Origin of the sequence: Enterobacter vonholyi (genome assembly GCF_040834095.1) — a bacterium.
Lineage (GTDB): Bacteria > Pseudomonadota > Gammaproteobacteria > Enterobacterales > Enterobacteriaceae > Enterobacter > Enterobacter vonholyi.
In genome coordinates, this window is the sequence record NZ_CP162152.1 from 3,674,155 (window position 1) to 3,699,764 (window position 25,610).

The 25,610-nt window shown below is 56.0% G+C and carries 24 protein-coding genes and 1 other RNA gene; 7 read left to right on the top strand and 18 right to left on the bottom strand.

The annotated features are described in order from the left end of the window. The first annotated feature begins 177 nt into the window (after window positions 1-177). Window positions 178-1,158 carry a tRNA-modifying protein YgfZ gene (ygfZ, locus tag AB3N39_RS17160; protein WP_133295110.1) on the top strand — a complete coding sequence of 327 codons (981 nt, stop codon included), beginning with the start codon at window positions 178-180 and terminating at the stop codon, window positions 1,156-1,158. Between the two features lie 110 nt (window positions 1,159-1,268). On the opposite strand, the gene AB3N39_RS17165 is transcribed toward ygfZ, so the two are convergent. Together AB3N39_RS17165 and yqfB are read right to left on the bottom strand one after the other, a co-directional pair. Next, complete coding sequence (locus tag AB3N39_RS17165) at window positions 1,269-1,928, bottom strand: hemolysin III family protein (protein WP_127732244.1); 660 nt, start codon at window positions 1,926-1,928, stop codon at window positions 1,269-1,271. Between the two features lie 165 nt (window positions 1,929-2,093). Beyond that, complete coding sequence (gene yqfB, locus AB3N39_RS17170) at window positions 2,094-2,405, bottom strand: N(4)-acetylcytidine aminohydrolase (protein WP_133295111.1); 312 nt, start codon at window positions 2,403-2,405, stop codon at window positions 2,094-2,096. A gap of 51 nt (window positions 2,406-2,456) precedes the next feature. Here yqfB and AB3N39_RS17175 point away from each other — a divergent pair, with 51 nt between their 5' ends. Then, window positions 2,457-3,188, top strand: a complete 732-nt coding sequence (locus AB3N39_RS17175; RefSeq protein WP_032660101.1) for a MurR/RpiR family transcriptional regulator — start codon at window positions 2,457-2,459, stop codon at window positions 3,186-3,188. 116 nt (window positions 3,189-3,304) lie between these two features. Beyond that, window positions 3,305-4,738, top strand: coding sequence for a 6-phospho-beta-glucosidase BglA (gene bglA / locus AB3N39_RS17180; protein WP_115876233.1), 1,434 nt, complete (start codon window positions 3,305-3,307; stop codon window positions 4,736-4,738). Window positions 4,739-4,798: 60 nt separating this feature from the next. On the opposite strand, the gene AB3N39_RS17185 is transcribed toward bglA, so the two are convergent. From AB3N39_RS17185 to AB3N39_RS17220, 8 genes are all read right to left on the bottom strand, one after another. Continuing rightward, window positions 4,799-5,542: an SDR family oxidoreductase gene (locus tag AB3N39_RS17185; RefSeq protein WP_115876234.1), complete on the bottom strand. Its 744-nt coding sequence runs from the start codon at window positions 5,540-5,542 to the stop codon at window positions 4,799-4,801. 70 nt (window positions 5,543-5,612) lie between these two features. After that, a complete protein-coding gene (gcvP, locus tag AB3N39_RS17190; protein WP_213822032.1) occupies window positions 5,613-8,486 on the bottom strand; it encodes an aminomethyl-transferring glycine dehydrogenase in 2,874 nt (957 codons plus the stop codon). A 126-nt stretch (window positions 8,487-8,612) separates the two neighbouring features. Then, window positions 8,613-9,002 carry a glycine cleavage system protein GcvH gene (gene gcvH / locus AB3N39_RS17195; protein WP_133295113.1) on the bottom strand — a complete coding sequence of 130 codons (390 nt, stop codon included), beginning with the start codon at window positions 9,000-9,002 and terminating at the stop codon, window positions 8,613-8,615. Between the two features lie 23 nt (window positions 9,003-9,025). Next, window positions 9,026-10,120 carry a glycine cleavage system aminomethyltransferase GcvT gene (gene gcvT, locus AB3N39_RS17200; RefSeq protein ID WP_133295114.1) on the bottom strand — a complete coding sequence of 365 codons (1,095 nt, stop codon included), beginning with the start codon at window positions 10,118-10,120 and terminating at the stop codon, window positions 9,026-9,028. Between the two features lie 397 nt (window positions 10,121-10,517). Then, a complete protein-coding gene (gene ubiI / locus AB3N39_RS17205; RefSeq protein WP_136195101.1) occupies window positions 10,518-11,720 on the bottom strand; it encodes an FAD-dependent 2-octaprenylphenol hydroxylase in 1,203 nt (400 codons plus the stop codon). 12 nt (window positions 11,721-11,732) lie between these two features. Then, window positions 11,733-12,911: a 2-octaprenyl-6-methoxyphenyl hydroxylase gene (gene ubiH, locus AB3N39_RS17210; protein WP_136195100.1), complete on the bottom strand. Its 1,179-nt coding sequence runs from the start codon at window positions 12,909-12,911 to the stop codon at window positions 11,733-11,735. Next, window positions 12,908-14,221 (bottom strand): Xaa-Pro aminopeptidase, encoded by a 1,314-nt coding sequence (pepP, locus tag AB3N39_RS17215; protein ID WP_143345742.1) that lies wholly within the window; start codon window positions 14,219-14,221, stop codon window positions 12,908-12,910. Before pepP ends, ubiH begins: the two co-directional genes overlap by 4 nt. A gap of 31 nt (window positions 14,222-14,252) precedes the next feature. Beyond that, window positions 14,253-14,831 (bottom strand): YecA family protein, encoded by a 579-nt coding sequence (locus AB3N39_RS17220; protein WP_029739212.1) that lies wholly within the window; start codon window positions 14,829-14,831, stop codon window positions 14,253-14,255. A 168-nt stretch (window positions 14,832-14,999) separates the two neighbouring features. Here AB3N39_RS17220 and zapA point away from each other — a divergent pair, with 168 nt between their 5' ends. From zapA to AB3N39_RS17235, 3 genes are all read left to right on the top strand, one after another. Next, complete coding sequence (gene zapA, locus AB3N39_RS17225) at window positions 15,000-15,329, top strand: cell division protein ZapA (protein ID WP_006811891.1); 330 nt, start codon at window positions 15,000-15,002, stop codon at window positions 15,327-15,329. A 41-nt stretch (window positions 15,330-15,370) separates the two neighbouring features. After that, window positions 15,371-15,554, top strand: a non-coding RNA gene (gene ssrS / locus AB3N39_RS17230) — 6S RNA. 24 nt (window positions 15,555-15,578) lie between these two features. Continuing rightward, entirely contained in the window at window positions 15,579-16,175 is a 597-nt protein-coding gene (locus tag AB3N39_RS17235; RefSeq protein ID WP_367896915.1) for a 5-formyltetrahydrofolate cyclo-ligase, read from the top strand. A 96-nt stretch (window positions 16,176-16,271) separates the two neighbouring features. Here the strand turns inward: AB3N39_RS17235 and serA are convergent, their stop codons facing one another. Both serA and rpiA read right to left on the bottom strand, forming a co-directional pair. After that, a complete protein-coding gene (gene serA / locus AB3N39_RS17240; protein WP_111963213.1) occupies window positions 16,272-17,504 on the bottom strand; it encodes a phosphoglycerate dehydrogenase in 1,233 nt (410 codons plus the stop codon). A 266-nt stretch (window positions 17,505-17,770) separates the two neighbouring features. Then, entirely contained in the window at window positions 17,771-18,430 is a 660-nt protein-coding gene (rpiA, locus tag AB3N39_RS17245; protein ID WP_234084485.1) for a ribose-5-phosphate isomerase RpiA, read from the bottom strand. 127 nt (window positions 18,431-18,557) lie between these two features. On the opposite strand from rpiA, the gene argP reads away from it, so the two are divergent. Beyond that, the gene (argP, locus tag AB3N39_RS17250; RefSeq protein ID WP_008499727.1) at window positions 18,558-19,451 is read left to right on the top strand and encodes a DNA-binding transcriptional regulator ArgP; all 894 of its coding nucleotides are present in this window, start codon (window positions 18,558-18,560) and stop codon (window positions 19,449-19,451) included. A gap of 43 nt (window positions 19,452-19,494) precedes the next feature. Here the strand turns inward: argP and AB3N39_RS17255 are convergent, their stop codons facing one another. The 6 genes from AB3N39_RS17255 to epd form a co-directional block, all read right to left on the bottom strand. After that, window positions 19,495-20,226 carry an oxidative stress defense protein gene (locus tag AB3N39_RS17255; RefSeq protein ID WP_008499728.1) on the bottom strand — a complete coding sequence of 244 codons (732 nt, stop codon included), beginning with the start codon at window positions 20,224-20,226 and terminating at the stop codon, window positions 19,495-19,497. Between the two features lie 91 nt (window positions 20,227-20,317). After that, window positions 20,318-20,953, bottom strand: coding sequence for an arginine exporter ArgO (gene argO, locus AB3N39_RS17260; RefSeq protein WP_133295118.1), 636 nt, complete (start codon window positions 20,951-20,953; stop codon window positions 20,318-20,320). Between the two features lie 145 nt (window positions 20,954-21,098). After that, a complete protein-coding gene (locus AB3N39_RS17265; protein ID WP_111963216.1) occupies window positions 21,099-21,953 on the bottom strand; it encodes a small-conductance mechanosensitive channel MscS in 855 nt (284 codons plus the stop codon). Window positions 21,954-22,139: 186 nt separating this feature from the next. Then, a complete protein-coding gene (gene fbaA, locus AB3N39_RS17270; protein WP_008499731.1) occupies window positions 22,140-23,219 on the bottom strand; it encodes a class II fructose-bisphosphate aldolase in 1,080 nt (359 codons plus the stop codon). 92 nt (window positions 23,220-23,311) lie between these two features. Continuing rightward, window positions 23,312-24,475 carry a phosphoglycerate kinase gene (gene pgk / locus AB3N39_RS17275; protein WP_023309116.1) on the bottom strand — a complete coding sequence of 388 codons (1,164 nt, stop codon included), beginning with the start codon at window positions 24,473-24,475 and terminating at the stop codon, window positions 23,312-23,314. A 49-nt stretch (window positions 24,476-24,524) separates the two neighbouring features. After that, on the bottom strand, window positions 24,525-25,544 hold the full coding sequence (gene epd / locus AB3N39_RS17280; RefSeq protein WP_115876238.1) for an erythrose-4-phosphate dehydrogenase: 1,020 nt from the start codon (window positions 25,542-25,544) through the stop codon (window positions 24,525-24,527). Window positions 25,545-25,610 lie beyond the last annotated feature (66 nt).

Here is a 25,610-nt window from a genome sequence, read left to right on the forward strand (position 1 = left end):
CGATCGCCGAGCAGGCTTCCCGAATACCCCCTACAAAGACAGCGGATTACATTATTTTGCGTAGCGTTACGCATAACCGGTTTAGGGCACAAATGGCCTGTTGAAAGCGCTTGCATTGCCTGCAGGCTCTTTTACCATTAGGCATTATCAAAGCGTTAAGCAATTCAGGATATCGTTATGGCATTTACACCATTTTCTCCTCGCCAGCCCGCCGCCTCTGCGCGTCTGCCGCTGACGCTTATTTCTCTTGATGACTGGGCGCTGGCGACGCTCACCGGTGCCGACGCCGAAAAATATCTGCAGGGCCAGGTGACCGCCGACGTCAGCCAGATGACCGAACACCAGCACCTGCTGGCCGCGCATTGCGACCCAAAAGGCAAAATGTGGAGCAACCTGCGTCTCTTCCGCCGTCAGGATGGCTTTGCCTTTATTGAGCGCCGCAGCCTGCAGGAGGCCCAGCTCAAAGAGCTGAAGAAGTACGCGGTCTTTTCCAAAGTCACTATCGCCCCGGACGACGAACATGTCCTGCTGGGTGTGGCCGGCTTCCAGGCACGTGCGGCGCTGAAAAATCTCTTCAGCGAACTGCCGAATGCCGAAAAGCAGCTCGTCAGCGAAGGCGACACCTCCATCCTGTGGTTTGAACACCCGGCAGAGCGTTTTCTGTTAGTCACGGATGCCGAAACCGCCGAGCGCATCACCGAGGCGCTGCGCGGCGAAGCGCAGCTTAACAACAGTCAGCAGTGGCTGGCGCTGAACATCGAAGCGGGTCTGCCGGTAATTGACGCAGCAAACAGCGCACAGTTTATTCCTCAGGCAACCAACCTGCAGGCACTGGGGGGTATCAGCTTTAAAAAAGGCTGTTACACCGGCCAGGAGATGGTGGCGCGTGCAAAATTCCGCGGGGCAAACAAACGTGCGCTGTGGACACTCGCGGGACATGCCAGCCGCGTCCCTGAAGCGGGTGAAGACTTAGAGCTGAAGATGGGTGATAACTGGCGCCGTACCGGCACCGTATTAGCCGCCGTACAGCTGGATGATGGACGTCTTTTGGTTCAAGCCGTCATGAACAACGACATGGAAGCCGACAGCGTGTTCCGCGTGCGTGACGATGCAAATACGCTGAGTATTGAGCCGCTGCCGTATTCTCTGGAAGAGTGATGCTGTATCGCCCGGTGGCGCTGCACCTACCGGGCCTAGGGTTTTGGTGTCCTCCCTCCCCCTGTGGGAGGGGGCCGGGGTGAGGGCAACCGCCCGCACGGCGTAAAAAACTAGGCCTGCCCTACGTACAAATAGATCGCCAAAAAGTGGCATACGCTGCCGCCCAGCACAAAGCCGTGCCAGATGGCATGGTTGTAAGGAATGCGCTTGCAGACGTAGAAAATCACGCCGAGCGAGTATACCACGCCGCCTAAGGCCAGAAGCGTCACGCCCCCTATCGACAGTTTGATTGCCAGTTGATACACCACAATTAGCGACAGCCAGCCCATGGTCAGATAGGTGACCAGCGACAGCACCTTAAAGCGGTGCGCGATGGTCAGCTTAAACAGGATCCCCAGCAGTGCCAGGCTCCAGATAACAATCATCAGGCCACGCGACAGCGGCGAGTTGAGCCCCACCAGCAAAAACGGGGTGTAGGTGCCTGCAATAAGAAGATAGATAGCGCAGTGGTCAAATTTCTTGAGCCATATTTTGGCCCGCTGATGCGGGATCGCGTGATAAAGCGTCGACGCCAGAAACAGCAGGATCATACTCCCGCCATACAGGCTGTAGCTGGTAATGGCCATCGCGCTGGCATTAGCGTCCACCGCCTGCACCAGCAATAAGACTAAACCGACAATCCCAAACACCAGGCCAATGCCGTGGCTGATGCTGTTGGCTACTTCCTCAGCCAGCGAATATCCCTGTGCGATTAATGGTCTGCTCACCATACAAAACTCCGGGAAAACAAAAGATGATTATTCATCGCATCACTATGCTAACTGAGAATGATTCCAGTGAACACATGTTAGCTAAAATAAAGTTAAACATAACGTTTCTAAATTACAATCAGACAGTTACGGTTTAATTTCAGCGAACGTGCGTTTCGATTTAAATTATAGACGTTTAAAATCAATCACATAAAACTGGTTCTGGCTGGGATAGATCTCTGCGATCACGCTTTTCAGCGTATCCAGGGTCATATTCTCCTGTTCAGCATGTTTTTGCGTCAATGTGTCGAACGTAACGGTTGACGTTCCCGTTACTTCGATGGTGCAAAAATAACCATCATCCTCATAACGTCCCACCCGCAGGATATCGCCGGTTTTGAAATGGGATTCACTTTTATCCCGGATAGTGATGGTTTTACGCCCGGCCAGAATGTCGTCCTGAAAGCGCTGAAAAAAAGTGATGTCGTTTGGCTGCATGTTATTATTCCCTGAAGAAAAGTCTGATGAGTGAGTGTAGCCATTGTGAGCATGTTCTCCCATTCCGCCATTGCCAGTCTCAATAACCTGGAGATGATGGTCTACAACTATGTCATAAAAAATCGTGACAAAGTGATGTACATGACCATTCGCGAGCTGGCGGATGCTGCAGACGTCTCGACGACCACAATCCTGCGCTTTTGCCGCAAGCTTAACTGCGAAGGGTATTCTGAATTCCGCGTGCGCTTTAAGCTGTACCTTGAGCAGAACGAGCCCCAGCAGGCGAACTTCGGCGCCAGCGAAATAATCAGCTTTTTTAAAAGCGTGAATAATGAAGAGTTCGACGCGTTATTGGATAAGGCGGTCGATATTATTTTATCTTCCGAGCGAATTATATTTGTCGGTGCCGGGACATCAGGCTCGCTGGCAAAATATGGCGCACGTTTCTTTTCTAATATTGGGAAATTCAGTAACCATATTGATGACCCTTATTTCCCGGTCACGAATGACATGGCAAAAAATGCGCTGGCTATTGTGCTCTCCGTCTCGGGCGAGACCGAGGAGATCCTGCGCTTCGCCAGCCAGTTCAGCCTGCATCACTGTAAGGTGCTCTCCATTACCAGCCACGAGCACTCGCGCCTGGCAAAACTGGCGGACTTTAATCTCTCCTGGCACGTTCCTCAGACTCGAATTGCAGGCGTCTACGATATAACCACGCAAATTCCCGTCATCTATATTCTGGAATCTCTCGGCCGTAAGCTGGCGAAGAAACTTACAGAATAAAACACCCTGTTTTTTTGATGTGACAAATCACATTTACCGTAAATTGTTATATCGTGACATTTAATTTCGCTTTGCTAGACTCGATGCCAATAAGTCATTTATTGAGAATAGCAGCGATGAAAAAATTGACCTTACCAAAAGATTTTTTATGGGGTGGCGCGGTTGCCGCTCATCAGGTTGAAGGCGGCTGGAACAAAGGCGGCAAAGGGCCAAGCATTTGCGACGTATTGACCGGCGGCGCACACGGCGTACCGCGCGAAATCACGCAGGAGGTGGTACCGGGGAAATACTACCCCAACCATGAAGCTATCGATTTCCACGGCCACTACAAAGAAGACATCAAGCTGTTTGCCGAGATGGGCTTCAAGTGTTTCCGTACCTCCATCGCCTGGACGCGCATCTTCCCGAAAGGTGATGAAACGCAGCCAAACGAAGAGGGGCTGAAGTTTTACGACGACATGTTCGATGAGCTGCTGAAGTACAACATCGAACCGGTGATCACCCTCTCCCACTTCGAAATGCCGCTGCACCTGGTGCAGGAATACGGTAGCTGGACCAACCGTAAAGTGGTCGATTTCTTTGTGCGCTTCGCGGAAGTGGTTTTTGAGCGCTACAAAAACAAGGTCAAATACTGGATGACCTTCAACGAAATCAATAACCAGCGCAACTGGCGCGCACCGCTGTTCGGCTACTGCTGCTCCGGTGTGGTCTACACCGAACACGAAAATCCCGAAGAGACCATGTATCAGGTGCTTCACCACCAGTTTGTGGCCAGCGCCCTGGCGGTGAAAGCCGCGCGCCGCATCAATCCGGAGATGAAAGTCGGCTGCATGCTGGCCATGGTGGCGCTCTATCCATTCTCCTGCAAGCCGGAAGACGTGATGTTCGCCCAGGAATCGATGCGCGAGCGCTACGTCTTTACCGACGTCCAGCTGCGGGGTTACTACCCGTCTTACGTCCTGAACGAGTGGGAGCGCCGCGGGTTCTCCATCAAAATGGAGGCAGGCGACGAGCAGATCCTGCGTGAAGGTACCTGCGACTACCTGGGCTTCAGCTACTACATGACCAACGCGGTGAAAGCGGAAGGCGGCACCGGGGACGCGATTTCCGGTTTCGAAGGCAGCGTGCCGAACCCGCACGTTAAGGCTTCCGACTGGGGCTGGCAGATTGACCCAGTAGGGTTACGCTATTCCCTGTGCGAACTGTACGAGCGTTACCAGAAACCGCTGTTTATCGTTGAAAACGGCTTCGGCGCCTACGACAAGGTTGAAGAAGACGGCAGCATCAACGATGACTATCGTATCGACTATCTGCGTGCCCACGTGGAGGAGATGATCAAAGCCGTTACCCACGATGGCGTGGATCTGATGGGCTATACGCCATGGGGCTGTATCGACTGCGTGTCGTTCACCACCGGCCAGTACAGCAAACGCTACGGCTTTATCTACGTGAATAAACACGACGACGGTACGGGCGACATGTCGCGTTCACGCAAGAAAAGCTTCGAGTGGTATAAGGGCGTGATTGCCAGCAACGGCGAGAAACTTTAACACCGAGCGCCGTTACGCTTGATCCCCTCTCCCCTTTGGGGAGAGGGTTAGGTTAGGGGTTTACTTCCCACCCGCCAGCTCAATAAAGCTCCCCGTCACGTAAGACGCCTTCTCGCTCAGCAGCCAGACAATCGCCTGGGCGACCTCTTCCGGCTGGCCGCCGCGCTGCATCGGCAGCAACGATTTCACGCGATCCACTCGCCCCGGCTCTCCGCCGGAAGCATGGATATCGGTATAGATCAGACCCGGACGGACGCAGTTGACGCGAATGCCCTGCGCCGCTACCTCCAGCGATAAACCCGTTGTCAGCGAATCCACCGCCCCCTTGGACGCGGCATAATCCACATATTCACCCGGCGCGCCCAGACGCGACGCTGCAGAAGAGACATTCACTATCGCCCCACCCTTGCCGCCATGCCTGAAGGACATTCGTTTTACCGCTTCCCGGCAGCAGAGGAAGTAGCCCGTGACGTTGGTCGCCAGGACGCGGTTAATGCGCTCAGCGGAGAGATTCTCGATGGTGGATTGCTCAAACAGAATTCCCGCATTATTGACCAGCGCGGTAAGCGGCTCGCCTTCGCGATCGATGCTGTCAAACATCGCCAGCACCTGAGCTTCATCACTGATATCTGCGCGGACGGCAAAGGCTTTACCGCCAGCTTCAACGATCTGGTTTATCACGTCAGTCGCGGCTTTAATGTTGTGATGATAGTTCACCGCCACGGTGTAGCCTTCGCGTGCCAGCTGCAGCGCGGTGGCTTTCCCAATGCCCCGACTGGCGCCGGTCACAAGTGCAATGCCCATTTTCTTCTCCCAATAAAAAAGCCGGGTGGCGGCTTCGCCTTACCCGGACTGGATTACTGCACCAGCGCGATTACTGGTATTCGCTCATCGGTACGCAGGAGCAGAACAGGTTACGGTCGCCGTAAACGTCATCGAGACGCTTCACGGTCGGCCAGTATTTGTTCGCCACGCCTGCCGGGAAGACCGCCAGCTCGCGGGAATAACCGTGGTTCCACTCAGCCACCATCTCGTGCTGGGTGTGCGGAGCGTTGACCAGCGGGTTATCTTCCAGCGTCCACTCGCCGTCCTGCACGCGGTCGATCTCCATGCGGATGGCCAGCATCGCGTCGATAAAGCGGTCCAGCTCTGCTTTGCTTTCAGACTCCGTTGGCTCAACCATCAGCGTACCCGCAACCGGGAACGACATGGTTGGCGCGTGGAAGCCGTAGTCGATCAGACGCTTGGCGATATCCAGCTCGCTAATGCCGGTCTGCTCTTTCAGCGGACGAATATCGAGGATGCACTCGTGCGCCACGCGACCGTCGCGGCCGGTATAGAGCACCGGGAAGGCAGACTTCAGGCGCGTCGCAATATAGTTGGCATTCAGAATTGCCACCTGGCTCGCCTGCTTCAGCCCTTCCGCGCCCATCATGCGGATGTACATCCAGCTGATTGGCAGGATAGAGGCGCTACCGAACGGTGCCGCAGAGACCGCGCCCTGACGGGTCAGCATGCCTTCGATCTGAACTACGCTGTGGCCTGGGACAAACGGCGCCAGGTGCGCTTTCACGCCGATAGGACCCATGCCCGGGCCGCCACCGCCGTGCGGGATGCAGAAGGTTTTGTGCAGGTTAAGGTGCGACACGTCCGCGCCGATAAAGCCCGGAGAAGTAATGCCCACCTGTGCGTTCATGTTCGCGCCGTCGAGGTATACCTGACCGCCGAACTGGTGCACCACTTCGCACACTTCACGGATGGTCTCTTCGTACACGCCGTGGGTGGACGGATAGGTCACCATGATGCAGGAGAGCTTGTCGCCCGCCTGTTCGGCTTTCGCGCGCAGGTCGGCCAGATCGATGTTGCCGTTCTTATCGCACGCCACCACCACGACTTCCATGCCCGCCATCTGGGCTGAGGCCGGGTTGGTGCCGTGGGCGGAGCTTGGGATCAGGCAGATATCGCGGTGACCTTCGTTGCGGCTTTCGTGATAGTGACGGATCGCCAGCAGGCCCGCATATTCACCCTGCGCGCCGGAGTTCGGCTGCATGCAGAGCGCGTCATAACCGGTCAGCTTCACCAGCCAGTCGGAAAGCTGGTTGATCATCATATGATAACCTTCTGCCTGCTCTGGCGGGCAGAACGGGTGCAGCTCGGAGAATTCAGGCCAGGTGATCGGGATCATCTCTGCCGCGGCGTTCAGTTTCATGGTGCACGAGCCCAGCGGAATCATCGCCTGGTTCAGCGCCAGATCCTTGCGCTCCAGAGAGTGCATATAGCGCATCATCTCGGTTTCGCTGTGATAGCGATTAAAGACCGGATGCGTCAGGATCGCATCGTTACGCAGCATGCTTTCCTGAATGGAGCGGCTGTCGAGCGCGACCTCTTTGTCGAGCGCATCAATGTCCAGACCGTGCGCGTCACCCAGCAACACGCTGAACAGGTTCAGGATATCGTCGCGGGTGGTGCTTTCATCCAGCGTAATGCCGACGGCGTTGTGGATGTCGCTGCGCAGGTTGATCTCTGCCGCATTCGCGCGCGCCAGCACGGCCGCTTTGTCCGCCACTTCCACACACAGGGTGTCGAAGTAGTGAGCGTGGCGCAGCTTAAGGCCTTTCTGCTGCAGGCCGCAGGCCAGAATATCGGCCAGGCGGTGAATGCGGCTGGCAATGCGCTTCAGACCAGCCGGGCCGTGGAACACGGCGTACAGGCTGGCGATGTTTGCCAGCAGCACCTGTGAGGTACAGATGTTGGAGTTCGCTTTCTCGCGGCGGATGTGCTGCTCGCGGGTCTGCATCGCCATGCGCAGCGCGGTATTACCGGCAGCATCTTTGGAGACGCCGATAATACGGCCAGGCATGGAGCGTTTGAATTCATCTTTCGCGCCGAAGAACGCCGCGTGCGGGCCGCCGTAGCCCATCGGTACGCCGAAGCGTTGCGCAGAGCCGAAGACGATATCCGCGCCCTGTTTGCCCGGTGCCGTCAGCAGCACCAGCGCCATAAAATCGGCGGCAACGCTAACAACCACCTTGCGGGATTTCAGCTCGGCAATCAGCGCGCCGTAGTCGTGAACTTCGCCGGTGGTGCCCACCTGCTGCAGCAGAACGCCGAAAACGTCCTGATGATCCAGCACTTTGTCAGCGTCGTCGACGATTACGTCAAAGCCGAAGGTCTCTGCGCGAGTGCGCACCACGTCCAGCGTCTGCGGATGCACGTCCGCCGCCACGAAGAAGCGGTTAGCATTTTTCAGCTTGCTCACTCGCTTAGCCATCGCCATCGCTTCGGCGGCGGCGGTCGCTTCGTCCAGCAGAGAAGCAGAGGCGATATCCATGCCGGTAAGGTCCAGCGTCACCTGCTGGAAGTTCAGCAGTGCTTCCAGGCGGCCCTGGGAGACTTCTGGCTGATAGGGGGTGTAAGCGGTGTACCAGCCCGGGTTTTCCAGCATGTTGCGCAGGATCACCGGCGGCAACTGCACGTTGGTGTAGCCCATGCCAATGTAAGACTTATAGCGCTTGTTCAGGCCGGCGATGGCCTTCAGCTCCGCCAGCGCGGCGAATTCCGTGGTGGCTTCCCCCACCTGAGGCGGCGTGGCAAGCTGGATGTCTTTTGGCACAATCTGGCCGATCAGTGCGTTTAATGAATCCGCGCCAACCGTCTTCAGCATCTCCTGCTGTTGCTGAGCATCCGGCCCAATGTGACGTTCAATGAAGGCGCCACGGTTTTCAAGCTGGCTTAAAGTCTGTGTCATGAGCGATGGTTCCTGAAACGTGCAGTGAATGTGTTTTCTCCCTCTCCCTGAGGGAGAGGGCTGGGGTGAGGGTGTCGTCTGTTCCCCTCACCCTACCCTCTCCGCAAAGGGGAGAGGGATAATGGCTTACTCGTCTTCTAACAGTGCTTCGTACGCGGTCGCATCCAGCAGCGCGGCAACCTGGGATTCGTCGCTGGCTTTGATCTTGAAGATCCAGCCGCCTTCATAAGGCTCGCTGTTGACCAGCTCTGGCGAATCGCTCAGCGCGTCGTTGACGGCAACAATCTCACCGCTTACCGGCGCGTAGATATCGGATGCCGCTTTTACGGACTCCGCCACGGCGCAGTCGTCGCCCGCGTTCACGGTCGTGCCCACGTCAGGCAGGTCAACAAACACCATGTCGCCCAGCAGCTCTTGCGCGTGCTCGGTGATCCCTACGGTGTAAGTGCCGTCCGCCTCTTTGCGCAGCCACTCGTGTTCTTTGCTGTATTTCAGTTCTGCTGGCACATTGCTCATTGAAGTTCTCCTGATAAAAATGATTAGGCGACCGGCTTACCGGCGCGAACAAAAATCGGTTTGGTCACGTTGACCGGCATTTCGCGGTTGCGGATTTGCACCACCGCCGTTTCGCCAATGCCCGCTGGCACGCGTGCCAGTGCAATACTGTAGCCCAGCGTCGGGGAGAAGGTTCCGCTGGTGATCACGCCTTCGCGATGATTGCCGTCAGCATCGGTAAAGCGCACCGGCAGTTCGCCTCGCAGCACGCCTTTTTCCTTCATCACCAGTCCCACCAGCTGTTCGGTGCCCTTCTCGCGCTGCATCTCCAGCGCTTCACGGCCAATAAACTCACGGTCAGCCGGTTCCCACGCGATGGTCCAGCCCATGTTGGCAGCCAGCGGAGAGACGCCTTCATCCATCTCCTGACCGTAAAGGTTCATTCCCGCTTCCAGACGCAGCGTATCGCGCGCGCCCAGACCCGCAGGCTTCACGCCCGCTTCCACCAGCGCACGCCAGAAATCAGCGGCCTTCTCGTTCGGCATCGCAATTTCGTAGCCCGCTTCACCGGTGTAGCCGGTGGTGGCGATAAACAGATCGCCCGCCTGCACGCCGAAGAACGGCTTCATGCCTTCGGTTGCTTTGCGCTGCTCGTCGTTAAACAGAGAGGCGGCTTTCGCCTGCGCGTTTGGTCCCTGCACGGCGATCAGCGACAGATCGTCACGGACGGTGATGTCGATGGCATAAGGTTCGGCGTGTTGGGTGATCCAGGAGAGGTCTTTTTCGCGGGTGGCGGAGTTTACAACGAGGCGGAAGAAATCTTCAGTGAAGTAATAAACGATAAGGTCATCAATCACGCCGCCCGAGGCATTCAGCATGCCGGTATAGAGCGCTTTGCCCGGCGTCTTCAGTTTGGCGACGTCGTTTGCCAGCAGATAACGCAAAAACTCCCGGGTGCGGCTACCGCGCAGATCGACAATCGTCATATGGGACACGTCGAACATACCGGCATCGGTGCGCACCGCGTGGTGCTCATCAATCTGAGAGCCGTAGTGCAGCGGCATCATCCAGCCATGGAAGTCCACCATGCGGGCGCCGCATAACACGTGTTGTTCGTACAATGGAGTCTGTTGAGCCATCTTGTCCTCGTTGAAAAATTCACCGTGAAACCCGGTATCGGCCCCGCGTTCGGGCACCGACGCAAACGTTCTCTTTTACCTGAACTTACCACCGAAACCGGCGGTTAACCATAAGGCAAAATGGGTCATCACATTAGCTTATGACCAAAAAACGCTAAAAAGCCTACAGAGTTATTCACTGGAAAAATGCGATTAACCCCGCACAAAATTAACAATGCTCTAACAGGATTTAGCACATGGTGATATTTCGTGCGGAAAATCGGGCCGAATTTCCGTAACGAGAAAAATGCGACATTAGATTATCTAATGCGAAAAATGACGTGAAATTAGAATATTTCAAACGAGGGAATTTCCCCGGCGCAGAGGCCGGGAAAAGAAAGTGTGACAGGGGTCTAAATTAACGCAGCCAGTCCGGCAGGTCGTTAAGACCCATCGCCTGACGGAGGAGTTGGGGCTTAACGCCCGGAAGGGTGTCAGCAAGCTTGAGGCCAATATCGCGCAGCAGTTTTTTCGCTGGATTCGCTCCGGCAAACAGCTCGCGGAAGCCCTGCATGCCCGCCAGCATCATCGCCGCGCTGTGCTTGCGGCTGCGCTCGTAGCGGCGCAGGTACAGATGCTGACCAATATCTTTCCCTTCGCGATGCAGGCGACGCAGCTCCTCAACCAGCTCCGCCGCGTCCATAAAGCCGAGGTTAACGCCCTGTCCTGCCAGGGGATGAATGGTATGCGCCGCATCCCCCACCAGCGCCAGACGGTGCGCCGCAAACTGACGCGCGTAGCGGCCGGTTAACGGGAATACCTGACGTTCGCTTTCAAGCGTGCACAGGCCAAGGCGGTTATCAAAGGCCACGCACAGCGCCTGGCTAAAGGCCTCCGGCGTCGCCTCATGCATCTGCTGGGCTTTTTCCGGCACCAGGGACCAGACAATCGAGCACAGGTGCGGGTCGCTAAGCGGCAGGAACGCCAGAATGCCGTCGTTGTGGAAAATCTGGCGCGCCACGCCGCCGTGCGGCTCTTCGGTACGGATCGTCGCGACCAGCGCGTGATGACGATAGTCCCAGAAGGTCAGCGGGATGTCGGCTTTATTCCGCAGCCAGGAGTTCGCACCGTCAGCACCGACTACCAGACGCGCGGTCAGCATGTCGCCGCTCTGCAGGGTGATAAACGCCTCGTTTTCGCCCCATGCCACCTGCTGGATCTGCGCAGGCGCAATCAGCGTCACGTCGCTGCACTGCTGTGCTTTCTGCCACAGCGCGTGGTGGATCACCGCGTTTTCAACGATGTGCCCCAGATGGCTATAGCCCATGCTTTCATCATCAAAAGCAATATGACCAAAGCTGTCCTTATCCCACACTTCCATGCCGTGATAGCAGCTGGCGCGATGCGCCACAATATCTGCCCAGACGCCAAGGTGCGTCAGCAGCTTTTCGCTGGCCGCATTGATCGCCGAGACGCGGAGTTCCGGCGGCGCATCCGGTGCAACGGGCTGGGGCTGCTTTTGCTCCAGCACCGCCACGCGCAGGCCGCTGCCCTGCAATCCACAGGCCAATGCCAGTCCAACCATTCCGCCGCCAACGATGGCGACATCAACATTTTGCACGATGATAACTCCTTAACGCGCGACCCAACCCAGGGTCCGCTGCGCCAGCACGTCACGTGCCGGAATGAATAGTTCCATCGCCATCAGCCCGAGGTTGCGGCCCGCAACCAGCGGTGCCCAGCGATTGGCAAAGAGATGGACTAAGCCGTCGGTAACGCCGATGGTGGCCTCTTTATCCGCCTGACGGCGCTTCTGGTAATGAATCAGCACCGAATACGCCCCGCAGTCTTTTTGCTCGCCCCACGCATGCGCCAGTGATTCGGCCAGGCTCATGACGTCGCGTAAGCCCAGGTTAAAGCCTTGCCCCGCGATGGGGTGCAGCGTCTGTGCGGCATTACCGACAAGCGCCAGACGATGGGAGACAGACTGAGACGCCGTGGTCAGCGAAAGCGGGTAGACCGTCCGCTTGCCTGCGTGGGTAATACGCCCCAGCCGCCAGCCAAAGGCTTTCTGCAGCTCGGTACAAAAACGTTCGTCGGACCAGCCCTTAACCTCTTCCGCCTTATCCTGAGGATGACACCACACCAGGGAACAGCGCCCGTCCGACATCGGCAGCATCGCCAGCGGACCATGCTGCGTAAAGCGTTCAAACGCCCTGCCGTGGTGTTCAGCTGCGGTAGAGACGTTCGCAATGACCGCCACCTGCCCGTAAGGCTGCTGGCGCCACTCCACGCCACACTGGCTGCCGAGCGACGAGCGCGAACCGTCCGCGGCGACCAGAAGCTGGCCTTCAAGAACGGTGCCGTTTTCCAGCGTCACGCTAACCGACGCCTCACTACGGCTCACGCTGGCCACGCGCGCCGGACAATGCAGCGTGACGCCCGGCGCGTCCTGGAGCAGGCGGAACAGTCCCAATCCGACGTCGTGCAGCTCAACGACCTGACCCAGGGCATCAATCCGGTAGTCCTGCGCGTCCAGCGTGACAAAGCCAGCATGGCCGCGATCGCTGACGTGCACGGTACCGATCGCCGTGGCGCGGTCGGCTATCGCCTGCCAGATACCAATGCGCGAAAGCTGCTGGCAGGTGCCCTGCGCCAGCGCAATGGCGCGCGCATCAAAACCGGGGTGGTTTGACGCCTCTGGCGCAACGGCTTCCACCAGGTGCACCGGAAGCTGGCCCTGCGTCAAATGCGAAATGGCCAGCGCCAGCGTGGCCCCGGTCATGCCGCCGCCAACGATAATCACGCTCATGCGCGTGCCGCTGCCATCAGCGCCTCGATATCGTCAGCGTTTTTCACGACGCTGGCGGTCAGGTTTTCGTTACCGGTTTCGGTAATCACGATGTCATCTTCAATACGAATGCCAATCCCGCGGTACTCTTCAGGCACGTCGGCATCCGGCGCGATATACAGGCCCGGCTCCACGGTTAACACCATGCCCGGCTCCAGCACGCGCGAACGGTCGGTGCCGTACGCGCCAACGTCATGCACGTCCAGCCCCAGCCAGTGGCTCAGGCCGTGCATGAAATACGGTCGATGCGCATTTTCAGCAATCAGGGTGTCTACATCCCCTTTCAGGATCCCGAGCCTGACCAGACCGGTAATCATGATGCGCACCACTTCGCCGGTCACTTCCTGCATGGAGGTACCGGGACGATACAGCCTGAGCGCCGTCTCAAGAGACTCGAGAACGATGTCGTAAATGGCGCGCTGTGCCGGTGAGAACTTACCGTTCACCGGGAAGGTACGGGTTATGTCCCCCGCATAGCCCTGATATTCGCAGCCGGCATCAATCAGCACCAGATCGCCGTCGCGCAGCGCGCTTTCGTTTTCGGTGTAGTGCAAAATGCAGCCGTTTTCCCCGCCGCCGACAATGGTGTTGTAAGAGGGATAGCGCGCGCCGTGGCGGTTAAATTCGTGGTGAATTTCGCCTTCCAGCTGGTATTCGAACATCCCGGGACGGCATTTCTCCATTGCGCGGGTGTGCGCCAGGGCGCTGATTTCGCCCGCACGGCGCATCATGTTAAGCTCGTCTTCAGACTTGAACAGGCGCATCTCATGCACCACCGGACGCCAGTCCGTCAGCGTGGCCGGCGCGGACAGGTTCTGCCGCGAGCCTTTGCGCAGCTTATCCAGCGCGGTGAAAACAATCTCATCGGCGTAGGCATATTCACCCTGCGCGTGATAGAGCACGTCGAGGCCGTTAAGCAGCTGATAAAGCTGCTGGTTGATTTCGCTAAACGCCAGCGCGCGGTCAACGCCCAGCTTCGCCGGTGCGGCCTCTTGCCCCAGGCGGCGGCCAAACCAGATTTCAGCAGTTAAGTCTCGTACGCGGTTGAAAATCACGCTGTGGTTGTGGGTGTCATTGCTCTTAATCAGCACCAGCACCGCTTCCGGCTCGTTAAAGCCGGTGAAGTACCAGAAATCGCTGCTCTGGCGATAGGGATATTCGCTGTCGGCGCTGCGCGTCACTTCGGGCGCAGCAAAAATTAGCGCGGCGCTCCCCGGCTGCATTTTCGCCAGCAGCGCCTGACGGCGGCGCGAATACTCTTGACTCGAGATAACCATGACACCCTCCTGTGCGTTATTTTTCTTAATGTAAGGTTGGCTTGCGGACTTCCGGCGCGGTCGGCTGTGAGCGCGTAAAGTTGTCGTGGCACAGCAGTGCCGCCACGCGCACGTACTCGATGATCTCTTCGAGAGACATTTCCAGCTCTTCCTGGTCTTCGTCTTCATCGTAGCCGAGCTGAGCGATATTACGCAGATCGTCGATCGCCTCACCCGCTTCGCCGGTCACTTTATCCAGTTTAGGCTGCGTCACGCCCAGCCCCAGCAGATAGTGGTTTACCCAGCCGGCCAGCGCATCGGCGCGATCGAACACGCTAACGTCGTCGCCTTCAGGCAGATAAAGCTGAAAAAGGAAGCCATCGTCTTCCAGAGAATCGCTGGTGGCGGCGTGCATTTTACGCAGCGCTTCCGCCAGCTCGTGACCAAACGCCAGCCCTTCATTCGTGAGGTCGTGGATCAGCGGCTGCCATGAGCTGTCGCTGTTTCCGCCGCACAGCATGCCACTGATCAGACCGTGCATTTCGGCAGGGGTTAAACCGACTCCCTGCTGGTTCAGTAACTGGTTTAAATCCTTGTAACCAGGCATTTCGTTCTGTATAGACATGAGCATTCGTCGTCAAAGGGGGGAAGTTTCATGATATGCTACCACTTTGGACCCTGGTGATACCAGAAAAGGGCTTGTATCTTCACATCAGGGTAGCTATAGTGTCGCCCCTTCGCAGCCCCCGGGGCCGTAAGCGAAGGCAGCGCAGTCAATCAGCAGGAAGGTGGCATGTCTGCACAACCCGTCGATCTCCAGATTTTTGGCCGTTCACTGCGAGTGAATTGTCCGCCTGAACAAAGGGATGCTTTGAATCAGGCTGCGGACGATTTGAATCAGCGGTTGCAAGATCTAAAAGAACGCACTAGAGTCACAAATACTGAGCAGCTGGTTTTCATCGCCGCGTTGAACATCAGCTATGAACTGACTCAGGAAAAAGCGAAGACCCGCGACTACGCGGCAAGCATGGAGCAGCGCATTAAAATGCTCCAGCAGACCATAGAACAGGCATTGCTTGATCAAGGTCGCAATCCCGAAAGACCGGGACCCAAGTTTGAATAACACTTCTCAGTTGACTATGGTAGAGTAACTGTGAAGACAAAATTTCTCTGAGATGTTCGCAAGCGGGCCAGTCCCCTGAGCCGATATTTCATACCACAAGAATGTGGCGCTCCATGGTTGGTGAGCATGCTCGGTCCGTCCGAGAAGCCTTAAAACTATGACGACACATTCACCTTGAACCAAGGGTTCAAGGGTTACAGCCTGCGGCGGCATCTCGGAGATTCCCTCTCTTTTCTTCTACCGACTACCATGACTCAATTCCCTGAAGTTTCTGCTTCACGCCAGGACATCCGTCAGCTAATTCGTCAGCGCCGCCGTGCGTTAACCTCCGATCAGCAAGCGCATTTTGCCCAGCAGGCCGCCGCCCGTATGATGGCGTATCCCCCTGTCTTGATGGCGCATACCGTTGCGCTGTTTCTGTCGTTTGACGGCGAGCTGGACACCCAACCGTTGATAGAGCAACTCTGGCGCGCCGGGAAGAAGGTCTATCTGCCGGTGCTGCACCCGTTTAGCGAGGGGAATCTGCTGTTTCTGCACTACCATCCGCACAGCGAGCTGGTGGTGAATTGCCTGAAAATCACCGAACCGAAACTCGACGTGCGCGACGTGTTGCCGCTGTCACAGCTGGATGTACTGATCACGCCGCTGGTGGCGTTTGATGAACAGGGCCAGCGTTTAGGGATGGGCGGCGGTTTTTATGACCGGACGCTGCAAAACTGGCAGCAGTACGGGTTGCAGCCGGTGGGCTATGCGCATGATTGTCAGGGCGTGGAGGCGTTACCGGTGGAGAAATGGGATGTGCCGTTGCCGGCGGTGGTGACGCCCAGCAAAATCTGGGTCTGGTAGAATAAAGCCGGGTGGCGCTTACGCTTACCCGGCCTACAAATGCTCAGAGTAGGTCGGGTAAGGCGCAGCCGCCACCCGACACCACAAACCGCACTATCAGTACAGCAGACGCGCGCGAATCGTCCCCGCAATAGACTTCATGCTCAGCAGCGCTTTTTCGGCCACATCATCATCCGCTTCGATATCAATAACCACGTAGCCCATCTGCGAGTTCGTCTGCAGATACTGCGCGGCAATGTTGACGCCCTGCTCGGCAAAGATCTGGTTGATCGCGGTCAGCACGCCTGGACGGTTTTCGTGGATGTGCAGCAGACGACGACCACCGTGCAGCGGCAGAGACACTTCCGGGAAGTTCACGGCAGAGAGCGTAGAACCGTTGTCGGAGTATTTGCTCAGTTTACCCGCCACTTCCAGACCGATGTTCTCCTGCGCTTCCTGGGTGGAACCGCCAATGTGAGGCGTCAGGATCACGTTGTCGAACTCGCACAGCGGAGAGGTAAACGGATCGCTGTTGGTCGCAGGCTCCGTCGGGAACACGTCGATGGCGGCGCCCGCCAGATGCTTACGCTTCAGCGCATCGCACAGCGCAGGGATATCGACAACCGTGCCGCGCGCGGCGTTAATCAGCAGTGAGCCCGGCTTCATCAGCGCCAGCTCTTCCGCGCCCATCATGTTTTTGGTGGACGCATTTTCCGGCACGTGCAGGCTCACCACGTCACTCATGTTCAGCAGGTCAGACAGGTGTTGAACCTGGGTGGCATTGCCCAGCGGCAGCTTGCTTTCGATATCGTAAAAATAGACATGCATACCGAGAGATTCCGCCAGAATCCCCAGTTGGGTACCGATGTGGCCGTAGCCGATAATCCCCAGCTTTTTACCACGCGCTTCATATGAGCCAGACGCCAGTTTGTTCCACACGCCGCGGTGCGCCTTGGCGTTAGCTTCAGGAATGCCGCGCAGCAGAAGAAGCAGTTCGCCAATCACCAGCTCCGCCACGGAACGGGTGTTGGAGAACGGGGCGTTGAAGACGGGAATACCGCGTTTCGCGGCAGCATTCAGGTCAACCTGGTTGGTACCAATGCAGAAGCAGCCGATAGCCACCAGCTTTTCCGCCGCGGCAATAACCTCTTCAGTCAGGTGAGTACGGGATCGCAGGCCAATGAAGTGGGCATCACGGATGGACGCTTTCAGCTCTTCGGTATCGAGCGCGCCTTTGTGAAATTCGATGTTGGTGTAACCTGCCGCACGAAGGCTATCGATTGCTTTTTGATGTACGCCCTCGACCAGCAGGAATTTAATCTTGTCTTTCTCCAGTGATACCTTTGCCATTTACCCGACCCTGTTTTTGTCTGAACTGATGTTGTGCTGGATATGAATCCGCCGTAGCCAACATATCAAAAAAAACTATTGCAGCAATATGAACGTTTGCGTCGGCACTCTGAAGAAAAGTCATACAGAGCAAAATGTCAGAGGAAAATGCTATGGAAATTTACAAACGCGGCAGGATCGGCAAAAGAGACGTAAAAACGTGACACAAGTCACCGAATTTAGCTTTTCAAAAATTTTTTAGCGGGGGGAGGACTCCCCCCATCAGATCATTTTACGATGGTTTTCACGCCGTCAGCGGTGCCGATCAGCGCCACATCCGCGCCACGGTTGGCGAATAGCCCTACGGTCACTACGCCCGGAATGCCGTTGATGGCATTTTCCAGCGCAATCGCGTCAAGAATTTCCAGACTGTGAACGTCGAGGATCACGTTACCGTTATCGGTGACTACACCCTGACGGTATTCCGGACGACCGCCAAGCTTCACCAGCTGACGGGCAACCGCGCTACGGGCCATTGGGATCACTTCGACCGGCAGCGGGAAATTACCCAGAATGTCGACCTGCTTGGAGGCGTCCGCGATGCAGATAAACTTGTCCGCAACGGAGGCGATGATTTTTTCGCGCGTCAGCGCCGCGCCGCCGCCTTTGATCATCTGCATGTGGCCGTTGATTTCATCCGCGCCGTCAACGTAAATCCCCAGACGATCCACTTCGTTGAGATCGAAAACGGTAATGCCGAGGCTTTTCAGCTTTTCCGTGGAAGCATCAGAGCTGGAAACCGCGCCCTCGATTTGCCCCTTCATCGTGCCCAGCGCATCGATAAAGTGTGCCGCGGTTGATCCCGTACCGACACCGACAATGGTACCCGGCTGTACGTACTGGAGAGCGGCCCATCCTACTGCTTTTTTCAGTTCATCCTGCGTCATGATCGTTTTGCCTGTGGTGTGAAAACTCAGGGCGCATTATAGAACACGTCGAATGGAATTCGTCTGCCACAAAGGGAAAATTGTGTCATAGTGCAGAATAAGCAAAATTAAGGAGTCAGCCAGAGCAATGAAACGTCCGGACTACAGAACACTACAGGCACTTGATGCAGTTATTCGTGAACGAGGTTTTGAGCGCGCGGCGCAAAAGCTTTGCATCACCCAGTCCGCCGTATCACAGCGTATAAAACAGCTTGAAAACATGTTCGGCCAGCCGCTGCTGGTGCGTACCGTGCCGCCACGTCCAACCGAGCAAGGGCAAAAACTCCTCGCCCTGCTGCGCCAGGTTGAACTGCTGGAAGACGAGTGGCTGGGTGACGAACAAACGGGCTCTACGCCGCTGCTGCTCTCTCTGGCGGTCAACGCCGACAGTCTGGCAACCTGGCTGCTGCCGGCTCTTGCGCCGGTATTAGCAGATTCCCCTATCCGCCTGAACTTACAGGTTGAAGATGAAACCCGAACCCAGGAGCGCCTGCGTCGCGGTGAAGTGGTTGGGGCCGTCAGTATTCAGCCTCAGGCGCTGCCAAGCTGTCTTGTCGATCAGCTGGGCGCACTGGACTACCTGTTTGTGGGGTCAAAAGCCTTTGCCGAGCGCTACTTCCCCAACGGCGTCACCCGCGCCGCGCTGCTGAAAGCCCCTGCCGTGGCGTTCGACCATCTGGACGATATGCATCAGGCGTTCCTGCAGCAAAACTTCGATCTGCCGCCTGGCAGCGTGCCGTGCCATATCGTCAACTCGTCTGAAGCCTTCGTGCAGCTTGCGCGCCAGGGCACCACCTGCTGCATGATCCCACACCTGCAGATTGAGAAAGAGTTGAAAAGCGGTGAGCTGATTGACCTGACGCCGGGGCTGTATCAGCGCCGGATGCTCTACTGGCACCGTTTTGCGCCGGAAAGCCGTATGATGCGCAACGTCACCGACGCGCTGCTGGCATACGGGCATAAGGTGTTGAGACAGGATTAAAAAGAAAAGCCGGGTGGAGGCTACGCCTTACCCGGCCTACAGATTACTGAGCAGGTTTCGGCTGTGCTGCAACTGGTTCCAGCTGGAACACCACATCTACCTGATCGTCGAACTGAATGGTTGGCTGCTCGTAAGTTTCCTGAGCGGATACCGGCGCTGCATCAGCCTTCATCATACGAACCATCGGGCTTGGCTGGTAGTTAGAGACGTGGTAACGCACGCTATAAACCGGGCCGAGCTTGCTCTTAAAGCCAGAAGCCAGCTGTTCCGCCTGGTGAATGGCATCATCAATAGCCGCTTTACGCGCTTCGTCTTTATATTTTTCCGGTTGCGCAACGCCCAGCGACACGGAACGAATTTCGTTCAGACCTGCCTTTAACGCACCGTCCAGCAGCGAGTTAAGCTTATCCAGCTGACGCACGGTCACTTCGACGGTACGCACGGCGCGGTAGCCCTTCAGGATGCTTTTGCCATTCTGATAGTCATAATCGGGTTGAGTACGCAGGTTCGCAGAGTTGATATCTTTTTTACCGACACCGTTCTGCTCGAGGAAAGAGAGATATTGCGCAACGCGATCGTCAGCCTGCTTCTTAGCCGTCGCCGCATCTTTCGCCGCCACATTCACCTCAATTGCCAGGGTTGCAACATCGGGTACCGCGTCCACGCTTGCGGTGCCTGAAGTGACGATGTGCGGGCCATCCGGCAGTTCACTTGCCTGCACCGACACCGCACCGAAACTTACTAATGCCGCCAGGGCCATCACCTTAAACTTCACTGTTATTCCTCCATGTTGCGAAGAGTGCCCATTAACAGGGCGCATGCCAGCAAGCTTAGCGGGTCTTGTTCAGTTGTCCATAAGACAAGGATTAGTTGAACAATTCCTGGACATGATGAATCCCCTCTTTCGCCAGTTGGAAAGCGATAAACCACATCACCAGGCCGACCAGGGTATTAATGATGCGCTGGGCTTTGGCCGTACGCAGGCGGGGCGCCAGCCATGCCGCCAGAATGGCGAGACCGAAGAACCACAGGAAAGAGGCGCTGATCGTACCGAGCGCAAACCAGCGCTTTGGCTCAACGTCCAGCTGTCCGCCCAGGCTGCCCAGCACCACAAAGGTGTCGAGATAAACATGCGGATTAAGCCAGGTGACCGCCAGCATGGTGACGATAATCTTCCAGCGGCCCTGCTTCATGACCTCCGCGCTCGCCAGCTCGAGGTTGCTGCTCATCGCCGTTTTCAGGGCACCAAAACCGTACCAGAGCAGAAACGCCACGCCGCCCCAGGTAACCAGCGCCAGCAGCCACGGAGACTGCATCAGAAGCGCGCTACCGCCAAAAATCCCGGCGCAGATCAGCAGTAAATCACTTACCGCGCACAGCAGGGCAATCATCAGATGGTAATGACGGCGGATGCCCTGATTCATCACGAATGCATTTTGCGGGCCGAGCGGAAGGATCATGGCCGCACCTAAGGCAAGCCCTTGAAAATAATAAGATAGCATGACGATTTTCTCGCAGTGTTGTTCTGGAGGCTGACTATACTGCGCGAATCACATTAGAGGAAATGGATAATATTAATTGGGTATTAGCGGAGCTTATGAAAGTAAAGCCCGGTGGCGCTTGCGCTTACCGGGCCTGCGGGAGAAGTTATTCTGCTTCTTTGACTTTTTTGACGTTTACGTCCATCTGCGGGTACGGGAAGCTGATGCCGTTGGCATCGAAGTCGCGCTTAATGCGTTCCAGCACGTCCCAGTACACGTTTTGCAGATCGCTGCTTTTGCTCCAGATGCGCACCACAAAGTTAATGGAGGAAGCACCGAGTTCGTTCAGGCGAACCGTCTGCTCTTTGTCTTTCAGAATGCGATCGTCTGAAGCAATGATATTAGTAATCAGCGACTTCACCTGATCGATATCGGAGTCATACGCCACGCTGATAATCAGTTCGTTACGACGCACCGGTTCACGGGAGAAGTTAATAATGTTGCCTGCAATGATTTTCCCGTTCGGCACGACCACAATGCGGCCATCAACGGTACGCATAGTGGTTGAGAAAATCTGCACCTGCAGCACGGTTCCGGCAATGCCGCCCAGGTCAACGTACTCGCCGGAGCGGAACGGACGGAAGGTGACCAGCAGCACGCCTGCCGCCAGGTTTGAAAGCGAGCCCTGCAGCGCCAGACCAATGGCCAGACCGGCGGCACCGAGAACGGCGATGACGGAGGCGGTCTGCACGCCCACACGGCCCAGCGCCGCAATCAGCGTAAAGGCGATGACGCCGTAGCGCACCAGTGCTGAGAGGAAGTCAGCCACCGTGGCGTCAATGTGACGGGCCAGCATCACGCGGTTAACCGCGTTCGATACGATACGCGCCACGATCATCCCGACGATGATGATGGCAATCGCCGCGACGATGTTCACTGCATAGCTCAGCAATAGCGCCTGGTTGCGTACCAGCCAGTTACCGGCGTTATTGATGCTGTCTACAACATCGAGTTGTTCCATTTATTCTTCCTTTTGTTAAACCAAAACACAAAATCCATCCCCCATGGAGACAGGCAGGTTCGTAAAGGGTAAACAAAAAGCGCCGGGTTTGCCAAACAGATCACAAAAACAGGTCTGGCAGGGTATTGAAAAAGCATAAAAAAAGGCCCGCATTTGCGGGCCTTCTGATGCTGTTAGCTGCTCAAATTACAGAACGTCGATCGCGTTCAGTTCTTTGAAAGCCTGCTCCAGACGGGTCACCATGGACGTCTGAGCAGCGCGCAGCCATACGCGTGGATCGTAGTATTTCTTGTTCGGCTGGTCTTCGCCTTTCGGGTTGCCCAGCTGGCCCTGCAGGTAAGCTTCGTTCGCTTTGTAGTACTGCAGGATACCGTCCCAGGTTGCCCACTGGGTATCGGTATCGATGTTCATTTTCACAACGCCGTAGCTTACGGAGTCTTTGATTTCCTGAGCAGAAGAACCTGAACCGCCGTGGAAGACGAAGTTCAGGCTGTTGTGCGGCAGGTTGTGTTTCTTAGACACGTATTCCTGAGAATCACGCAGGATGGTTGGGGTCAGAACCACGTTACCTGGTTTGTAAACGCCGTGTACGTTACCGAAGGACGCTGCAATGGTGAAGCGTGGGCTGATTTTGCTCAGCTCGGTGTAAGCGTAATCAACGTCTTCTGGCTGGGTGTACAGGGCAGAAGCGTCCATGTGGCTGTTGTCCACGCCGTCTTCTTCACCGCCGGTGCAGCCCAGTTCGATTTCCAGGGTCATGTCCATTTTGGCCATGCGTGCCAGGTACTTAGAGCAGATTTCGATGTTTTCGTGCAGTGACTCTTCAGACAGGTCGATCATGTGAGAAGAGAACAGTGGCTTACCGGTTGCCGCGAAGTGTTTTTCACCCGCGTCCAGCAGACCGTCGATCCACGGCAGCAGTTTCTTCGCGCAGTGGTCAGTGTGCAGGATAACTGGAACACCGTAGTGTTCAGCCATCTGGTGAACGTGGTGCGCACCAGAGATAGCGCCCAGGATTGCAGCACCCTGAGGAATGTCAGTTTTCACGCCTTTACCTGCGATGAACGCAGCGCCGCCGTTAGAGAACTGAACGATAACTGGAGCTTTAACTTTAGCAGCAGTTTCCAGTACGGCGTTGATGGAGTCGGTACCCACGCAGTTAACTGCTGGCAGAGCAAAGTTGTTTTCTTTAGCTACCTGGAACACTTTCTGTACGTCATCACCAGTGATAACGCCAGGTTTTACGAAATCAAAAATTTTAGACATGTTGCTTAGTCCTGTATCTTCGGCCGTTAGAAAAGGTGCGAGCTCTTAAAAGCGCGCTGAAAATTGGGCAGGTTTCCCTGCCCTTGAATGGCTTACTTCTTAGCGCGCTCTTCGAGCATTGCTACTGCTGGCAGTACTTTGCCTTCCACGAATTCGAGGAATGCACCGCCGCCAGTGGAGATGTAGGAGATCTTGTCAGCGATACCGAACAGGTCGATTGCTGCCAGGGTGTCACCACCGCCTGCGATAGAGAACGCTTCGCTGTCTGCGATAGCGTTAGCAACGATTTCAGTACCTTTGCGGAAGTTCGGGAATTCGAACACGCCAACAGGACCGTTCCACAGGATAGTTTTTGCGTTTTTGAGGATTTCAGCCAGTTTCTGTGCAGAAACGTCACCCAGGTCCAGAATCTGCTCTTCGTCTTTGATGTCGTTTACAGATTTCAGGGTCGCGGTTGCGGTTTCGGAGAACTCGGTCGCGACGCGAACGTCAGTTGGAACCGGGATATCACAGGTACCCAGCAGGCGTTTGGCTTCGTCAACCAGGTCTGCTTCGTACAGGGATTTACCGACGTTGTGGCCCTGAGCGGCAACGAAGGTATTCGCGATACCACCGCCAACGATCAGCTGGTCAGCGATTTTAGACAGGGAATCCAGAACGGTCAGTTTGGTAGAAACTTTAGAACCACCAACGATAGCCACCATCGGACGAGCTGGTTCTTTCAGTGCTTTACCCAGCGCTTCCAGTTCGTCAGCCAGCAGAGGACCGGCACACGCTACGTCTGCGAATTTACCGATACCGTGGGTTGACGCCTGTGCACGGTGAGCAGTACCGAAGGCATCCATCACGAATACGTCGCACAGTGCAGCGTATTTTTTGGACAGGGTTTCGTCGTCTTTCTTCTCGCCTTTGTTGAAGCGAACGTTTTCCAGAACAACCAGTTCACCGGCAGCCACTTCAACGCCGTCCAGGTAATCTTTTACCAGGCGAACCGGGTTGGACAGTTTGTCTTTCAGGTAATTAACCACTGGCAGCAGAGAGAACTCTTCGTTGTACTCGCCTTCAGTTGGACGACCCAGGTGGGAGGTGACCATCACTTTCGCGCCCTGCTTCAGAGCCAGTTCGATGGTTGGCAGAGATGCACGGATACGCGCGTCGCTGGTCACTTTGCCATCTTTAACCGGTACGTTCAGATCGGCACGGATGAAAACGCGTTTACCAGCCAGATCCAGATCGGTCATCTTAATTACAGACATGGTGAATCCTCTCGTTGATTCTTAAAGTTTTGCAGACGCACGATGCGTCTTACCTGAAACCTTGAGCGGCCATTGCTAACGTGGTGTCGAGCATTCGGTTAGCAAAGCCCCATTCGTTATCACACCAGACCAGCGTCTTGATAAGGTGTGCCCCACTGACTCTCGTTTGCGTACCATCGACGATGGCGCTGTGCGGGTCGTGGTTAAAATCTACTGAGACCAACGGTAATTCCGTATAGTCAACTATACCATGAAATGCCCCCTGTGCCGCTTTTTGCAGCAACAGGTTGACTTCACAGGCTTTTACAGGTTTTTTTACCGTCACGCTAAGGTCGATTGCGGTAACGTTAATCGTCGGAACACGCACGGCAATCGCTTCAAACCTGTCATTAAACTGCGGAAAAATTCGGGTGATCCCTGCCGCCAGTTTCGTATCTACCGGAATAATTGACTGGCTCGCCGCGCGAGTGCGTCGTAAATCCGGATGGTAGGCGTCGATAACCTGCTGATCGTGCATTGCGGAATGAATCGTGGTCACGGTGCCGGATTCAATGCCATACGCATCGTCTAAAAGTTTGATGACCGGAATAATGCAGTTGGTGGTACAGGAGGCGTTGGAAACAATGCGGTGTTCGGCCTGCAGCTCATGCTGGTTGACGCCAAACACGACTGTCGCGTCGAGGTCATTACTGCCGGGATGAGAAAACAGGACTTTTTTCGCGCCTGCAGCCAGATGCGCTTCGCCGTGTTCGCGGTTGCCATAAACACCGGTACAGTCAAGCACGACATCCACACCCAGTTCACGCCAGGGTAGCCCGGAAATGCTGTTCTCATGCAGAACACGAATAGCGTCATCACCCACAAAAAGCAGATCTCTTTCCTGGCGCACATCCCAGGCGAAACGTCCGTGGCTGGTGTCATACTTCAATAAATGCGCCATGCCCGCAGCATCCGCCAGTTCATTGATTGCCACCACGGTTATTTCCGCCCGACGTCCGGATTCATACAAAGCACGAACCACGTTACGCCCGATGCGACCGAAGCCATTAATCGCTACGCGTACGGTCATAGATCTCCTGCAAAGCAATCCCTGAGTTTGAGGTGGCTGAAAGAGTAATCCAGCTACGCCCGAAGG

Excerpts from the sequence above, each read along its gene's own strand:
- ygfZ (WP_133295110.1), top strand. The coding sequence starts at position 178 with ATGGCATTTACACCATTTTCTCCTCGCCAGCCCGCCGCCTCTGCGCGT.
- AB3N39_RS17165 (WP_127732244.1), bottom strand. The coding sequence starts at position 1,928 with ATGGTGAGCAGACCATTAATCGCACAGGGATATTCGCTGGCTGAGGAA.
- yqfB (WP_133295111.1), bottom strand. The coding sequence starts at position 2,405 with ATGCAGCCAAACGACATCACTTTTTTTCAGCGCTTTCAGGACGACATT.
- AB3N39_RS17175 (WP_032660101.1), top strand. The coding sequence starts at position 2,457 with ATGTTCTCCCATTCCGCCATTGCCAGTCTCAATAACCTGGAGATGATG.
- bglA (WP_115876233.1), top strand. The coding sequence starts at position 3,305 with ATGAAAAAATTGACCTTACCAAAAGATTTTTTATGGGGTGGCGCGGTT.
- AB3N39_RS17185 (WP_115876234.1), bottom strand. The coding sequence starts at position 5,542 with ATGGGCATTGCACTTGTGACCGGCGCCAGTCGGGGCATTGGGAAAGCC.
- gcvP (WP_213822032.1), bottom strand. The coding sequence starts at position 8,486 with ATGACACAGACTTTAAGCCAGCTTGAAAACCGTGGCGCCTTCATTGAA.
- gcvH (WP_133295113.1), bottom strand. The coding sequence starts at position 9,002 with ATGAGCAATGTGCCAGCAGAACTGAAATACAGCAAAGAACACGAGTGG.
- gcvT (WP_133295114.1), bottom strand. The coding sequence starts at position 10,120 with ATGGCTCAACAGACTCCATTGTACGAACAACACGTGTTATGCGGCGCC.
- ubiH (WP_136195100.1), bottom strand. The coding sequence starts at position 12,911 with ATGAGCGTGATTATCGTTGGCGGCGGCATGACCGGGGCCACGCTGGCG.
- AB3N39_RS17220 (WP_029739212.1), bottom strand. The coding sequence starts at position 14,831 with ATGTCTATACAGAACGAAATGCCTGGTTACAAGGATTTAAACCAGTTA.
- zapA (WP_006811891.1), top strand. The coding sequence starts at position 15,000 with ATGTCTGCACAACCCGTCGATCTCCAGATTTTTGGCCGTTCACTGCGA.
- AB3N39_RS17235 (WP_367896915.1), top strand. The coding sequence starts at position 15,579 with ATGACTCAATTCCCTGAAGTTTCTGCTTCACGCCAGGACATCCGTCAG.
- serA (WP_111963213.1), bottom strand. The coding sequence starts at position 17,504 with ATGGCAAAGGTATCACTGGAGAAAGACAAGATTAAATTCCTGCTGGTC.
- rpiA (WP_234084485.1), bottom strand. The coding sequence starts at position 18,430 with ATGACGCAGGATGAACTGAAAAAAGCAGTAGGATGGGCCGCTCTCCAG.
- argP (WP_008499727.1), top strand. The coding sequence starts at position 18,558 with ATGAAACGTCCGGACTACAGAACACTACAGGCACTTGATGCAGTTATT.
- argO (WP_133295118.1), bottom strand. The coding sequence starts at position 20,953 with ATGCTATCTTATTATTTTCAAGGGCTTGCCTTAGGTGCGGCCATGATC.
- AB3N39_RS17265 (WP_111963216.1), bottom strand. The coding sequence starts at position 21,953 with ATGGAACAACTCGATGTTGTAGACAGCATCAATAACGCCGGTAACTGG.
- fbaA (WP_008499731.1), bottom strand. The coding sequence starts at position 23,219 with ATGTCTAAAATTTTTGATTTCGTAAAACCTGGCGTTATCACTGGTGAT.
- pgk (WP_023309116.1), bottom strand. The coding sequence starts at position 24,475 with ATGTCTGTAATTAAGATGACCGATCTGGATCTGGCTGGTAAACGCGTT.
- epd (WP_115876238.1), bottom strand. The coding sequence starts at position 25,544 with ATGACCGTACGCGTAGCGATTAATGGCTTCGGTCGCATCGGGCGTAAC.